Genomic DNA, 14,013 nt, shown 5'->3' on the forward strand with positions numbered 1-14,013 from the left:
TCAATGTTTCGCCTTCTTGTTTAACAGTGGTGAAATGATCCGGGTCGCCACCGGGATCAAAACCAATCCCCAGGCCAAACCAAATACGCCATCCATCGTGGCCTTGGATATCCATTCAACTGCGCCAACCCATTGATCAGAAACCGAATGCCCAATTGCATAGGCCCAATCGTGGATATGATGGCCCAACCATCCAAAGCCCAACACCTCCATCCCGTGGATCACAATTGAGCCGCCGACCCACAGCATCGCCGCGGTTCCCACAATCGACAGGGTTTTCATCACCCCGGGCATCGCTTTGACCAAGCCGCGGCCCATACCACGACCAACAGGAGTTGGAGCGTTATTCGCCAGAAACAGCCCCACGTCATCCATCTTCACGATCAACGCCACCGACCCATAGACGGCCACCGTCACGCCAATCCCCACAACGGCCAAAGTAGCGGCCTGCATCCACAGGTTCGGGGCTTCGATCGCCGCCAATGCAATGGTCATGATCTCGGCAGACAGAATGAAATCCGTTTTGATGGCGCCCTTGACCTTTTGTTCCTCCAGATGGCCCGGGTCGGGGTTCTTCATGTCTTCCTCAATGACATGGCTTCCATGAGGAAACAGAACGTGAAAAATCTTCTCGGCCCCTTCAAAACACAAATATGACCCACCAAGCATCAACAAAGGCGTAATCAGCCACGGTGCAAAATTGGCCAGCAACAAAGCCACAGGCAGCAAGAGTATGATCTTGTTGAAGACCGAACCGCGCGCGATGCGCCAGATGATCGGCAGTTCACGCGCCGGGGCAAAGCCCTGCACGTACTTCGGTGTCACCGCTGCGTCATCAATGATCACACCAGCGGTTTTGGCCCCCGCCTTGCCTGCTGCCGCAACCACATCATCCACTGATGCCGCCGCAACTTTGGCAATGCCCGCCACATCATCCAACAGGGCCAAAAGACCACTCATCGCGTTTCCCTTCACATCTGCTGCTGCAAACCGGACCCTACCTGATCCAACGGCTAGCGCAAGCGTTAGCGCAACCGGCGCAGGTTTGCGCTAACACCTTAAAAATATACCGTTTTTGCCCTTTTGAGATTCCCTTTTCGCCGCTATATGGCCCTCAAAGCAAGCGCATCTGGAGACGTCATATGACCATCAAGGTCGGTATCAATGGTTTTGGCCGTATTGGCCGCTGCACCCTGTCGCACATCGCCGCGTCCGGGCGCAACGACATCGAAGTGATCAAAGTCAACGCAACTGGCCCTTTGGAAACCTCGGCGCATCTGCTGAAATATGACAGTGTTCACGGGCGTTTCCCGCGCGAGGTTGCTGTCGAAGGAAACACCATGGATCTGGGCCGAGGCCCGATGCAGATGTTTTCGACTTACGACATGAACGATCTGGATTGGGAAGGCTGCGACGTCGTTCTGGAATGCACAGGTAAATTCAATGACGGAACCAAGGCGAAAACCCACCTGGAGCGTGGTGCCGGCAAGGTTCTTCTGTCTGCTCCTGGCAAGAATGTCGACAAGACCATCGTCTTCGGTGTGAACCACAACACCCTGACCGCCAACGACAACATGGTATCCAACGGTTCGTGCACAACGAACTGTCTGGCTCCGCTGGCCAAGGTACTGGACGAAGGCGTCGGCATCGAACACGGCATCATGACCACCATCCATGCCTACACCGGGGACCAGCCTACTCTGGACCGTCGCCACAGCGACCTCTACCGTGCTCGCGCTGCTGCAATGTCGATGATCCCGACCTCGACCGGCGCGGCCAAGGCGCTGGGTGAAGTTCTGCCGAACCTGAAGGGTCGTCTGGACGGTTCTGCCATCCGCGTGCCTACTCCGAATGTCTCGGCGGTTGATCTGACATTTCGTGCTTCGCGTGACACCTCGACGGCCGAAATCAACGCGATCGTCGAAGAGGCCGCCAAAGGCCCGATGCAGCGCGTTCTGGGATATGAGCCCGCTCCGCTGGTGTCGACCGACTTCAACCACACTGAGGAAAGCTCGATCTTTGCACCGGATCAGACCCGCGTTGTCGATGACCGTATGGTCCGCGTTCTGGCCTGGTATGACAATGAATGGGGCTTCTCGGTCCGCATGGCCGACGTGGCTGTTGCGATGGGCCGCCTTAACTGACCCTTCGGACTTCGCTTGCTTGTACCTTGATGCCCGCTCAGGTTATCTGAGCGGGCATTTTACGTTCGGGACAGCCATGACCAATCAAATCGCTATCTGGCTCGGCCTTCTTCTGCTCGGCGGCATGATGCTGGATGTGGCGCTGCACGGGACCGAACATCTGCTTTTCCTCGGAAAGAAGCTTTACGACTTTCTGGACTGGCTCGCTTTCTGGCGGTGACTGAGGTTTTCCTTGACATTTCGCTTGATCTGGCTTTGTTAGCGCTAACTCATATTGCTGAGACATTTGGACGGAGCAGACCATGACCTTGAAACTGGCGATCAACGGATTTGGACGGATCGGGCGCGGGGTTCTGCGCGCGGTGATAGAAAGCGGACGTACGGACGTTGAGATCGTCGCGATCAACGATCTTGGCAAACCCGACATGAACGCGCATCTCTTTGAATTTGACAGCGTTCACGGCCGTTACCCCAACCCGGTCGCGCTCAACGATGCTGGTCTGGACGTGGGTCGTGGCCCAATTCGGCTGAGCAGCGAGCGCAACCCCGAGGATCTGCCCTGGTCAGATATTGACGTCGTTCTGGAATGTACGGGCGTGTTTCGTACGCGCGAAGCGGCGGAACGTCACTTCAAAAACGGCTCCCGGAAAGTTCTGATCTCTGCCCCTGCCAGAGGCGACGGCGGTGTGAAAACCATCGTCTTTGGTGTCAACGATAGCGAACTGACCGCCGAGGATCTGGTGGTCTCAAACGCGTCCTGCACCACCAACTGTCTGTCTCCTGTTGCTGCGGCTCTGGATGGCGGCCTTGGTATCAAGCACGGCAACATGACCACGGTTCACGCTTACACTGCCAGCCAGCCGGTGCATGATACAGTTGGAAAAGATCCATACCTGTCGCGAGCAGCGGCGTTGTCGATGATCCCTACGACAACCGGTGCAGCCGCTGCCGTGGGTTTGGTGCTGCCGCAACTCAAAGGGAAACTGACCGGCCAGGCCATCCGTGTTCCAACCCCGAATGTCTCGGTTGTTGATCTTGTGGCCGAGGTTTCACGCCCCACGACCGAAGAAGAGGTCAACCAACTGTTCGTCGATGCAGCCGCCAAAATCCCCGGAGTGCTTGCGGCGGAAAGCCGCCCTCTGGTCTCCATTGATTTCAATCACGATCCGCACAGCTCGACCGTTTCATTGGCTGAAACCAAAGTCACTGATGGCTCATTGGTTCGTGTGCTGGCGTGGTATGACAATGAATGGGGTTTCTCGAACCGCATGCTGGACACAGCGGCCGCAATGGGTGCCCTAGCCTAACCGCTGTTTCAGCGCTTCATTGACTCGGGGCGTGACGAATTTCGACACGTCCCCGTTCAACCGGGCGATTTCCTTCACCAGCTTGGACGCAATTGCCTGATGGCGCGCTTCGGCCATCAAAAAGACGGTCTCAATCGAATCGTCCAGAGCGCGGTTCATGCCGACCATCTGAAACTCGTATTCGAAATCGGCGACCGCGCGCAGGCCCCGTACGATGATTTGCGCCCCGACATCCCTCGCGCAGTCAATCAGAAGGTTTTCGAAGGGATGCGCGATGATTTCGGTGCCGGTCTGTTCCGAAAGCCGGGCGCATTCCGCCTCGATCATGGCAACGCGCTCTTCCAACGAGAACAGAGGGCCTTTGTCCCGATTGATGGCCACACCGATAACCAGTTTATCCACCAAAGCTGCCGCCCGACGGATGATATCGATATGCCCCATCGTGATGGGATCAAAGGTTCCAGGATACAATCCAACCCGCATCGCGCCCTCCTGCGCAACAAAATTTCTGCGCAAGCAAACATAACTTTGCTGCAGGTGCAAGTGATTGCTTGGGCAACCCTTGTCGTCAGTGCCCCATTATCATGCCTTCTAGAGCATCTTTTTCCATCGCAAGTTCGGAAAGCTGGGCTTTCACCACATCACCCAAAGTGACAATACCTACGAGTTTTCCGTCTTCAACCACTGGCATATGGCGGAAACGCCCTTCGGTCATGCGGGACATGATGTCTTCTACCGTGGTCTGACGAGTCGCCGTCACAAGATCCTGTGTCATGTATGATTTTACCGGTTGATCCAGACAACCGCTGCCGCTGGCCGCCAGTTCCCGGACGATGTCACGTTCCGACAATATGCCGGCCGCGGTTTCGCCTCCGTCGTCGGAAACAACGACCGTACCGATGCGCTTGTCCGCAAGAATCTTCGAGGCCTCTGAGATTGTCGCCGTTGACGCCACGGTCACGACACCATCTGTCGCTTTGGACTTCAGGATGGCCTGTACTAGCATGAAGAATACCTCCGGAATAATAACACTTATTCCAAAGCGTTGCGCGATTGCCCCGACCTGTCAAGCGTCGGGGCCTGCTTCCAAACGAAGCACTTCCTCGCGAATACCGCGTGTCAGGGCATCAGCAAATCGGTTCAACCGCTCGTTGCGCTGGTCTCCCTGATGCCGGACCAGATAGAAGCTGCGCGTCAAACTCACTTGATCCGTCAGGATTTTCCGAAGCCCCGGGTGGAACGGCAACGTGAAATCATGTGCCACGCAAACGCCAGTTCCCAGGCAGACCTGTCGCAACTGTACCGACACCGAATTCGATGCAAGAGCGACACGGTCAACGCCAATATCATTCAGGTAATCCAGTTCCCGGTCAAAAATCATGTCGGGGATATAGCCGATCAACCTGTGGCCCTTCAGGTCAGCGATGTTCCGGATCGGATCATGTCGCTTCAGATACTCTTCGGTCGCGACCATGTGCAGCTTGTAGTCGCTGATTTTCTTCACCAGCAGCTGTCCGGCAGTCGGCGCACTGACCGTGACTGCCATATCTGCTTCTCGACGGGACAGGTTGATCACACGCGGAAGCGCCAGGATCTGAATGTCCAGATCAGGGTTTGCATCGCTGATTTTTGCACAAACCTGAGGCAGCAGGTAGTTGGCACTACCGTCCGGCGCGCCAATCCTGATCTGTCCGCTCAGCGATTTCGTCGGTCCTGTTACCGCCCCGGCTGCCGCGCGCATCGCCTCTTCGGCTTGCAGCCCGTGTTCCAACAGCCGCTGTCCCGCCGGGGTCAGAACATAGCCTTGCTGCGACTTGGTGAACAATGTGGAATCAAGCGTTGCCTCCAAGCGTGCTATGCGCCGACCGGCGGTGGCAGGGTCGATCTTCAGGATGCGACCTGCGGAAGACAGGCTTTCCTCTCGCGCAACAGCCAGGAAAATCCGCATATCATCCCAATTTGGGGTCATTTTGATCCCTTTTGCATTTTTGCAAAACTCTTTTGAGACATTGCCTCTGTTCGCGAGATTTCTGCAAGCCTATTCTGCGCGCAAATCTATCGGAGGAGCTATTGATGCAAGACCTGACCCATTTCCTGAACGGCGAAATGGTCGCCGGAACGTCCGGTCGTTTCGACGACGTCTACAACCCGGCAACGGGCGAAGTTCAATACAAGTGCCCGATGGCCAGTGCAGCGGAAACCACCACCGCGATCGAGGCCGCCGCCGCCGCCCAACCCGCATGGGGTGCAACCAACCCGCAAAAACGTGCGCGCGTCATGATGGCCATGGTCGGCCTGATGAACCGCGACATGGACAAACTGGCCGAAGCGCTGAGCCGCGAGCACGGCAAAACCATCCCAGACGCCAAGGGCGATTTGCAGCGTGGTCTCGAAGTGATCGAATACTGCATTGGCGCGCCACAGATGCTGAAGGGCGAGTTTACCGACAGCGCGGGCCCCGGCATTGATATGTACTCCATGCGTCAGCCTTTGGGTGTTGTCGGCTCGATCATGCCGTTCAACTTCCCGGCCATGATGCCACTCTGGCACGTCGGCCCCGCTCTGGCCTGCGGTAACGCCGTTGTTCTGAAACCGTCTGAACGCGACCCATCAGTGCCCCTGATGCTGGCCGAACTGTTCGTCGAAGCCGGTTTGCCTAAAGGTGTTTTTCAGGTCGTAAACGGCGACAAGGAAGCGGTTGATACCATTCTCGACAGCGAGATCATTCAGGGCGTCAGTTTTGTCGGCTCAACCCCGATCGCGCAGTATATCTACAGCCGCGCAACGGCGAACGGAAAACGCGCCCAGTGTTTCGGCGGCGCCAAGAACCACATGATCGTCATGCCCGACGCTGATCTTGATCAGGCCGCGGACGCGCTGGTTGGCGCCGGTTTCGGTGCGGCAGGCGAACGCTGCATGGCGGTTTCGGTGGCTGTTCCCGTGGGTGAAGAGACCGCGGACGCACTGATCGAAAAACTGGTGCCGCGTATCGAAAAGCTGAAGGTTGGCCCCTACACTGCCGGCGATGATGTCGACATGGGCCCGGTTGTGACCGCCGCAGCGAAACAACGCATTCTGGGCCTGATCAATTCGGGCGTGGAACAGGGTGCGAAACTGGTTGTCGACAACCGCGACTTCAGCCTGCAAGGCTATGAGGACGGCTTCTTTGTCGGCCCGCATCTGTTCGACAACGTGACCCCCGAGATGGACATCTACAAACAGGAAATCTTTGGCCCGGTTCTGTCCACCGTGCGCGCGGGTTCGTATGAAGAAGCGCTGAAACTGGCGATGGATCACGAATACGGCAATGGCACCGCGATCTTTACCCGTGACGGCGACACCGCGCGTGACTTTGCCAGCCGGATCAATATCGGCATGGTGGGCATCAACGTTCCGATCCCGGTTCCGCTGGCCTATCACACCTTTGGCGGCTGGAAAAAGTCTATGTTCGGCGACCTGAATCAGCACGGCCCGGACAGCTTCAAGTTCTACACCCGCACCAAAACAGTGACCGCACGCTGGCCGTCGGGCATCAAGGAAGGTGGCGAGTTCAACTTCAAGGCTATGGACTGATCCAACAGCCCCGAAGTTTTCAGGCCCGGCCCGTTCAACGGCCGGGCTTTTCGCATCTTTCCGCCGAAAAACCTGCTTTCCATCACTCGCTCACAAGAAATTCAGGTGGTTCACTCTGGAAAAATGCGAACAATGCTCATATTTTGGCGTCAACAATATACCGAGCAGTGAACCTACCGGAGGCACCCTTGTCCCAATCCCGTATGACCCGTCGCTCTGCCTTGCTGGGCGTGGCCTCTTTGATGGCGACACCTGCCCTTGTTCGGGCACAAAGCGCGGATGCTTTTCCGGAAACGGAAGACGCAATCAGTACGCAACTGCCGGTGCGGCGCAACGTATCGTCCTTCTCGCAGCAGAACTGGCAGGACCATTTCGATGAAGTGGGCGCTGGTTGCCTGCTGGCCGATATCACCAGCCGCGCCGTCCATTACTGGGGGCCTGACGGCACATACAAACTGTACCCAAGTTCCGTACCCATGAGCGAAGAGCTTACCAAACGCGGGTACACGAAAGTCGTGCGCAAAACCGAATTCCCAAGCTGGACACCCACGGCATCAATGCGCGAACGTGACCCTTCGCTGCCGCTTCGGATGGAAGGTGGTGACCCCGGCAACCCGCTGGGAACCCGCGCCATGTATCTGGGTTGGCCTGCGTATCTGGTTCACGGAACGCACGACACGCGAAAGATCGGTCGCCAGAGTTCATCAGGTTGCATCGGCCTGTACAACCAGCATGTCGAAGAACTGTATCCGCTGGTCAAGGTCGGCACGCAGGTTCGTCTGGTCTGATCAATCATCTCTGAAAAGCAAAAGCCCCGGTCGATCGCCGGGGCTTTGTTGTTTTCAGAAACCAGACTTTATTCCGGCAGGATCACCGCGTCGACGACGTGGATGACACCATTGCTGGCTTCAATATCTGCCTGCACGACTTTGGCGTCATTCACTTTCACGCCGTTTTTGGCATTGACGCTCAGCCGATCGCCCTGAACGGTCAGAACCTTGGCGCGTTTGCCGGCAATATCACCGGACATAACCTTGGCCGGAACCACGTGATAGGTCAGGATGGCGATCAGTTGATCCTTGTTTTCAGGTTTCAAGAGCGTCTCGACAGTACCTTCAGGAAGCGCAGCAAAGGCTTCGTCTGTGGGCGCAAATACGGTGAACGGACCATCTCCTTTCAGGGTGTCAACCAGTCCTGCGGCCTGAACGGCGGCAACCAATGTGTTGAAGGACCCGGCGGCAACGGCGGTGTCAACGATGTCGGCGGCCTGAGCCTTGAGTGGCATAGCGAATGCAAGTGCGGCGGCTGCGCCCATGAATGTGCGACGGAACATAGCTGTCTTCTCCTCTCCAGCGTGTTATGGAAAGGGATACGGACCTTTTGCCGCTGTGGATCACTCTGATATCATTTTTCTCTGAGCTGCACCCAGATACTCTGCGCGCGTCCTTTGGACAAAAACGGCAAGGCCGCAACGGCATCGGGCCGATCCCGTTGCAGGTAGTATCCCGGCCAAAGCATTGAATACGCGTCAGATTGCAGCAACGCGTGCAGCATGTACTGTTCTCCCCAACCTGGGCAATCATAGAAGAAGCGCTTGGGATATTCGTAGGGCAAAAACACATCGTGAACGTGGATCACCACCCCAGGTTTAAGCGTCGGTATGATGCGGCAGAAAAGATGGGCAACGTCGTTGCTCATCCGCACAACATGGCTGGAGTCGATAAACAGAACGTCTCCGGCCTCCAGTTCTGCAAACAGTTCCGGGTCCGTTTCTTCGAGTCGTTCTTGTTCGAACCAATCTACAACGTGGGCAATGTCGGCACGAGGATAAGGGTCGATTGCGGTAATGGTGGTGTTCAGCCTGCCATCGATGATCGCCTGTCGGGTTACACGGGTAGAGTTGCCGCATCCGACTTCGATCACCCGCTTGGATTGGAAGCGACGGATCATCAAATACAAAACATCCGCATCCGGGCTGTCATAGTAACCATTTTCTGGGCAATAGCCGGTCTGGTTGCGCGCGGGATCTTTCAGTGCCTCCAAGGCTGCCTTGTGACGCTCGTATTCCGCCACCAGTTGTGAAATGTCGAACCCCTCCATTCCCGGGGACAACGCATATGCAGGACGCGCCAAGCCACCCGCAGCCTCGAAGGCTTCCAGCCGCGCCCGTTCATCCTGTTCCGTAACTCTGTCGACCAGTTTCACCCCCAATTCTTCAAGGGCGGTGTTGATCTTTGGGAATTTTCTGGGTTTCAAGGCGCTGGCTCCGCGATCTGTTATGCAACGTTCCTTACCGCTGCGGACCGTTTCTCTGCAAGGGCAAGCCGGGCAAACCCTTGGCAAAACGTAAATTTCCGTATTCACTGATTGAACTGACAACTGCGAGGGCCGCCATGCAGCAGGAATTTACACTCGGGATCGAAGAAGAATATCTGTTGGTGGATCGCGACAGCCTGCAATTGTCCGAAGCCCCCGAAGCGCTAATGGAAGCCTGCCAAAGCGATTTCGAAGGTCAGGTCAGTCCCGAGTTCCTGCAATGTCAGATAGAGGTTGGAACCAGACCACACACCACGGTAGCTTCAGCGCGCGAAGATCTGAAGCGGCTGCGGTCATGCGTGTCGAAACGAGCGGCCGAATACAACCTTTCCCCTATCGCCGTCTCTTGCCATCCCTTCGCCAACTGGAAAGATCAACACCACACCCGGAAAGAACGGTATGACGCGTTGCAACACGCACTAGGCGGTGTTGCCCGACGGATGCTGATCTGCGGGATGCATGTTCATGTTGGGGTCGAAGACCCTGCGCTTCGGGCCGACCTGATGCCGCAACTGTCATACTTTCTGCCGCATCTCCTGGCGCTGTCCACATCTTCGCCTTACTGGAGCGGCGAGGATACCGGCCTGTCTTCATACCGTCTGACGGTGTTCGACAACCTGCCGCGCACCGGGCTGCCGCCAGTTTTTGCCAGTTGGAGCGAGTATGAACGGACCACGGGTATTCTGGTCGAGCTCGGCGTCATAGAAGACACCACCAAGATCTGGTGGGATCTGCGCCCTTCGCATCGTTTCCCAACTTTGGAAACACGGATCATGGATGTTCAACCACGGCTGGAGCACACTTTGTCGTTGGCGGCACTGGTGCAGGCGTTGACCCGGATGCTGTGCCGCCTGAAAGACCGCAACCTGCGCTGGCGGCAATATGATCGTTTTCTGATCGGCGAAAACCGCTGGCGCGCTCAACGCTACGGAGTGGGTGAAGGGCTGATTGATTTCGGCGACCGGTCGGTCAAGCCCATGTCTGAACTGATCGGCGACCTTATGGGGTTGTTGGCTGAAGACACCGAGGCCCTCGGCACGATGACTGAACTCGCACGGCTCAGGCAAATTGCTGAAAACGGCACTTCCGCCACGCGCCAACGCCGTATTCATGCCGAGGCAACAGCGCGCGGGGACGATCCGGGGAAAGCCGTCGTGCGCCACCTGATCGAGGAATTTCACGCCGACCTCTGAGTGTTTTCGGCCTCCGGCCCCTTTCAACCGACTCATTGTTGCGCCTGCAAAATTTCTGTAAGAATTCAGAAATAAACAACCGTTCAATTCATTGCCGACGGGAGGGAGCGTCATGGATTTCGCACTCAGCGAGGAACAAACAGCCATTTTCGACATGGCACACGCGTTTGGGCAGGAAAACATCGCACCCTTTGCGCGCAAGTGGGAGGCGGACGGAACCATTCCAAAAACCCTGTGGCCAAGGATAGGCGAGCTTGGCTTCGGCGCGCTTTACGTATCCGAGGAAAGCGGAGGCTCAAACCTGACCCGTCTGGATGCGACCCTGGTTTTCGAGGCCCTGTCAATGGCCTGCCCTTCGGTCGCCGCCTTCCTGTCGATCCACAACATGTGCGCCAAGATGTTGGACAATTTCGCGGATGATGAACTAAAGGCGCGCATCATGCCGGATGTTCTGAGTCTGAATACGGTTCTGAGCTATTGCCTGACGGAGCCCGGTTCCGGCTCTGACGCGGCGGCGCTGAAAACCCGCGCCGAACGGACAAACGAAGGTTATACGTTGAATGGCACCAAGGCGTTCATCTCAGGCGGCGGCTACTCCGATGCCTATGTCTGTATGGTGCGTACCGGTCAGGATGGGCCCAAGGGGATCTCGACTGTATATGTTGAGGACGGCACGCCGGGGCTGAGCTTTGGGGCGCTGGAACAGAAAATGGGCTGGAAAAGCCAACCGACCGCGCAGGTTCAGTTCGACGACTGTAAAATTCCCGCTGGCAACCTTGTAGGCACCGAAGGCGACGGATTTAAATATGCCATGATGGGGCTGGATGGTGGGCGGCTCAACATTTCTGCCTGTTCCCTTGGGGCTGCTCAAGCCGGGCTGGATATGACGCTGCAATACATGTCCGAGCGCAAGGCATTCGGCCAATCCATCGATCAGTTCCAAGCCCTTCAGTTCCGTCTGGCAGATATGGAAATCGAATTGCAGGCCGCCCGTACCTTCCTGCGTCAGGCAGCGTGGAAACTGGATCAGGGGGCGCCCGATGCCACGAAATTCTGCGCCATGGCCAAGAAATTCGTGACTGAAACCGGATCGAAAGTGGTGGATCAGTGCCTGCAACTGCATGGCGGTTACGGATATCTTGCAGATTACGGCATCGAAAAGCTTGTGCGCGATCTGCGGGTGCATCAGATTCTGGAAGGCACGAACGAGATCATGCGCGTGATCGTTTCGCGTCAGTTGCTCGCCAACCGCTGAGGCCCCAATGTCAGACATCGAAATCCGCACCACAGGCCGTGCCGGTCGCATCACCCTGACCCGCCCCCATGCGCTGAACGCGTTGAGCTATGACATGTGCATGGCCATCGACACAGCGATGCGCAACTGGCGTGAAGACGATGCCGTTGACATGATCGTTCTGGACGCCGAGGGGGAAAAAGCCTTCTGTGCGGGTGGTGATATTGCCGAACTTTACGAAACAGGCACCAAAGGCAACTTTTCGTATGGTCAGAAGTTCTGGCGCGATGAATATCGTCTGAATGCCCTGATCTTCGAGTATCCTAAACCGGTCATCAGTTTTCTTCAGGGGTTTACCATGGGCGGCGGTGTCGGCATCGGCTGCCATGGCAGCCATCGCGTCGTCGGAGAAAGCTCCAGGATTGCAATGCCCGAATGCTCGATTGGCTTGGTTCCGGATGTTGGCGGTACGCTGATGCTCGCGCTCGCACCTGGGCGATTGGGTGAGTTTCTGGGAACCACAGGCTTCAGAATGGGACCTGCAGACGCGATCCTTGCGGGGTTTGCCGACCATTTCATCCCGCAATCGAGTTGGTCCGATCTGATCGAAATGCTGGAAGCGTCTGGAAATGCAGAACTGGTGGCCGAACATGCCGGAACACCACCCAACGGCGAATTGGCAAAGTTGCAAACCGAAGTCGACAAGCATTTTTCCGGTGAAACACTGGGCGACATCCTGACCAGCCTGCGCAGTGATGATCACGAGTTTGCGCAAAAAGCTCTGGAAAAAATAAGAAAAAATGCACCGCTTTCCGTGGCCTGCACGATCGAGATGTTACACCGACTGCGTGGTCCCTCTCTGACCATGCGGCGCGCTTTGGATATGGAGTACCGCTTTACGCACCGATCCATGGAGCACGGTGATTTTCTGGAAGGCATCCGCGCGCAGATCATTGATAAAGACCGCAACCCGAACTGGCAGTTTCCCGATATGGACGTCCCTCTGGTGGCCGTCTCGAAAATGTTGCAGCCATTGGGTGCGGACACCCTGACATTCGAGGAGGACTAAGAGATGCAGATCGGGTTCATAGGGCTGGGAAACATGGGGGCACCCATGGCGGCCAATCTGGCAAAGGCCGGGCATCAGGTTCTCGGATTCGACACCGCGGGCGTCACTGTTGACGGGGTTACGCTGGCCGATACTGCGACCGAAGCCGTTACCTCTTCCGATGCTGTCATAACAATGCTGCCGAATGGCGCCATTCTACGGGCAGTTGCAGATCAGATCATTCCCGCCATGGCGAAGGGTGCCGTTCTGATTGATTGCTCGACGGTTGACGTGGACAGCGCGCGCGCAGTCGCAGAACAGGCCAGCGGCGCTGGTCTGTTGTTCGTTGACGCTCCGGTTTCGGGTGGTGTCGGCGGTGCGGCAGGTGGCACCCTGACGTTCATGGCCGGTGGATCAGAAGCCGCCTTTGCAAAGGCTGCTCCCCTGTTCGACATCATGGGGCAAAAAGCGGTTCACTGCGGCGAAGCCGGAGCTGGCCAAGCCGCCAAGATCTGCAACAACATGATTCTGGGCGTCACCATGATTGCCACCTGTGAAGCTTTTGCCCTGGCCGACAAATTGGGTCTGGACCGCCAAAAGATGTTCGACGTGGTCAGCACCTCATCCGGGTACAGTTGGACGATGAACGCCTATTGCCCCGCCCCAGGCGTAGGGCCACAAAGCCCTGCCGACAATGGCTATACTCCTGGATTTGCAGCCGAATTGATGCTGAAAGACCTGCGACTCAGCCAACAAGCCGCAGACAGTGCTGATGCAGATACACCGATGGGACAGGCCGCGACTGCACTTTACGAACAATTCGTCGAAAACGAGGACGGACTGGGCCGCGATTTCAGCGCCATGCTTCCCCGGTTTGAAAAGCGAGGGCGAAGTTGATTCAAGTCATATTCCCATCAGGGAATATAAAGTATCCCAAAGCTATACCCTTTTGGAGAGGATACTTTCGTGATGACTAATAACATGGGTGGGATCGACAAAACACTTCGGATCGCAATAGGCATTGCGCTTATTCTGGGCGCCCTGCTGGGATACGGAACTTGGATGTGGATCGGCGTCGTGCCGTTGGTCACCGGCCTGCTTAATTCATGCCCCCTATACTCGGTGTTGGGAATCAGCACCTGTCCAGCCAAGAAACGCTGATTGGACAGGCGGTGGAGTGAGAGCTGCCTGAAGGCGC

Annotated in this window: 16 protein-coding genes; 10 read left to right on the forward strand and 6 right to left on the reverse strand. The window is 56.7% G+C overall.

Annotation, left to right across the window (positions count from 1 at the left end):
- Positions 1 to 960: a DUF808 domain-containing protein gene (locus D1823_RS06040; RefSeq protein ID WP_117869065.1), complete on the reverse strand. Its 960-nt coding sequence runs from the start codon at positions 958 to 960 to the stop codon at positions 1 to 3.
- Between the two features lie 182 nt (positions 961 to 1,142).
- On the opposite strand from D1823_RS06040, the gene gap (D1823_RS06045) reads away from it, so the two are divergent.
- From gap (D1823_RS06045) to gap (D1823_RS06050), 3 genes are all read left to right on the forward strand, one after another.
- Positions 1,143 to 2,144 carry a type I glyceraldehyde-3-phosphate dehydrogenase gene (gap, locus tag D1823_RS06045; RefSeq protein ID WP_117869066.1) on the forward strand — a complete coding sequence of 334 codons (1,002 nt, stop codon included), beginning with the start codon at positions 1,143 to 1,145 and terminating at the stop codon, positions 2,142 to 2,144.
- A 76-nt stretch (positions 2,145 to 2,220) separates the two neighbouring features.
- The gene (locus tag D1823_RS21860; protein ID WP_162896775.1) at positions 2,221 to 2,364 is read left to right on the forward strand and encodes a hypothetical protein; all 144 of its coding nucleotides are present in this window, start codon (positions 2,221 to 2,223) and stop codon (positions 2,362 to 2,364) included.
- Positions 2,365 to 2,446: 82 nt separating this feature from the next.
- Positions 2,447 to 3,451, forward strand: a complete 1,005-nt coding sequence (gene gap, locus D1823_RS06050) for a type I glyceraldehyde-3-phosphate dehydrogenase (protein WP_117869067.1) — start codon at positions 2,447 to 2,449, stop codon at positions 3,449 to 3,451.
- Here gap (D1823_RS06050) and coaD read toward each other — a convergent pair.
- The 3 genes from coaD to D1823_RS06065 form a co-directional block, all read right to left on the reverse strand.
- On the reverse strand, positions 3,443 to 3,934 hold the full coding sequence (gene coaD / locus D1823_RS06055; protein ID WP_117869068.1) for a pantetheine-phosphate adenylyltransferase: 492 nt from the start codon (positions 3,932 to 3,934) through the stop codon (positions 3,443 to 3,445). The genes gap (D1823_RS06050) and coaD overlap by 9 nt on opposite strands.
- An 85-nt stretch (positions 3,935 to 4,019) precedes the next feature.
- The gene (locus tag D1823_RS06060) at positions 4,020 to 4,457 is read right to left on the reverse strand and encodes a CBS domain-containing protein (protein WP_117869069.1); all 438 of its coding nucleotides are present in this window, start codon (positions 4,455 to 4,457) and stop codon (positions 4,020 to 4,022) included.
- A 60-nt stretch (positions 4,458 to 4,517) separates the two neighbouring features.
- The gene (locus D1823_RS06065) at positions 4,518 to 5,420 is read right to left on the reverse strand and encodes a LysR family transcriptional regulator (RefSeq protein ID WP_117869070.1); all 903 of its coding nucleotides are present in this window, start codon (positions 5,418 to 5,420) and stop codon (positions 4,518 to 4,520) included.
- A 104-nt stretch (positions 5,421 to 5,524) separates the two neighbouring features.
- Here D1823_RS06065 and D1823_RS06070 point away from each other — a divergent pair, with 104 nt between their 5' ends.
- Positions 5,525 to 7,024, forward strand: coding sequence for a CoA-acylating methylmalonate-semialdehyde dehydrogenase (locus tag D1823_RS06070; RefSeq protein ID WP_117869071.1), 1,500 nt, complete (start codon positions 5,525 to 5,527; stop codon positions 7,022 to 7,024).
- A 203-nt stretch (positions 7,025 to 7,227) separates the two neighbouring features.
- On the forward strand, positions 7,228 to 7,812 hold the full coding sequence (locus D1823_RS06075) for a L,D-transpeptidase (protein WP_205511967.1): 585 nt from the start codon (positions 7,228 to 7,230) through the stop codon (positions 7,810 to 7,812).
- A 68-nt stretch (positions 7,813 to 7,880) separates the two neighbouring features.
- Here the strand turns inward: D1823_RS06075 and D1823_RS06080 are convergent, their stop codons facing one another.
- Positions 7,881 to 8,357 (reverse strand): fasciclin domain-containing protein, encoded by a 477-nt coding sequence (locus D1823_RS06080; protein WP_117869073.1) that lies wholly within the window; start codon positions 8,355 to 8,357, stop codon positions 7,881 to 7,883.
- A 71-nt stretch (positions 8,358 to 8,428) separates the two neighbouring features.
- Positions 8,429 to 9,280 (reverse strand): class I SAM-dependent methyltransferase, encoded by an 852-nt coding sequence (locus D1823_RS06085; RefSeq protein ID WP_117869074.1) that lies wholly within the window; start codon positions 9,278 to 9,280, stop codon positions 8,429 to 8,431.
- A 137-nt stretch (positions 9,281 to 9,417) separates the two neighbouring features.
- On the opposite strand from D1823_RS06085, the gene D1823_RS06090 reads away from it, so the two are divergent.
- From D1823_RS06090 to D1823_RS06110, 5 genes are all read left to right on the forward strand, one after another.
- Positions 9,418 to 10,533 (forward strand): carboxylate-amine ligase, encoded by a 1,116-nt coding sequence (locus D1823_RS06090; protein WP_117872769.1) that lies wholly within the window; start codon positions 9,418 to 9,420, stop codon positions 10,531 to 10,533.
- Between the two features lie 112 nt (positions 10,534 to 10,645).
- The gene (locus tag D1823_RS06095; protein ID WP_117869075.1) at positions 10,646 to 11,788 is read left to right on the forward strand and encodes an acyl-CoA dehydrogenase family protein; all 1,143 of its coding nucleotides are present in this window, start codon (positions 10,646 to 10,648) and stop codon (positions 11,786 to 11,788) included.
- A 7-nt stretch (positions 11,789 to 11,795) separates the two neighbouring features.
- On the forward strand, positions 11,796 to 12,836 hold the full coding sequence (locus D1823_RS06100) for an enoyl-CoA hydratase/isomerase family protein (RefSeq protein WP_117869076.1): 1,041 nt from the start codon (positions 11,796 to 11,798) through the stop codon (positions 12,834 to 12,836).
- A gap of 3 nt (positions 12,837 to 12,839) precedes the next feature.
- Entirely contained in the window at positions 12,840 to 13,712 is an 873-nt protein-coding gene (gene mmsB / locus D1823_RS06105; RefSeq protein WP_117869077.1) for a 3-hydroxyisobutyrate dehydrogenase, read from the forward strand.
- A gap of 72 nt (positions 13,713 to 13,784) precedes the next feature.
- Positions 13,785 to 13,976: a DUF2892 domain-containing protein gene (locus D1823_RS06110; protein ID WP_117869078.1), complete on the forward strand. Its 192-nt coding sequence runs from the start codon at positions 13,785 to 13,787 to the stop codon at positions 13,974 to 13,976.
- Positions 13,977 to 14,013: the final 37 nt, after the last annotated feature.

Origin of the sequence: Ruegeria sp. AD91A, from assembly GCF_003443535.1 — a bacterium.
Taxonomy (GTDB): Bacteria; Pseudomonadota; Alphaproteobacteria; order Rhodobacterales; family Rhodobacteraceae; genus Ruegeria.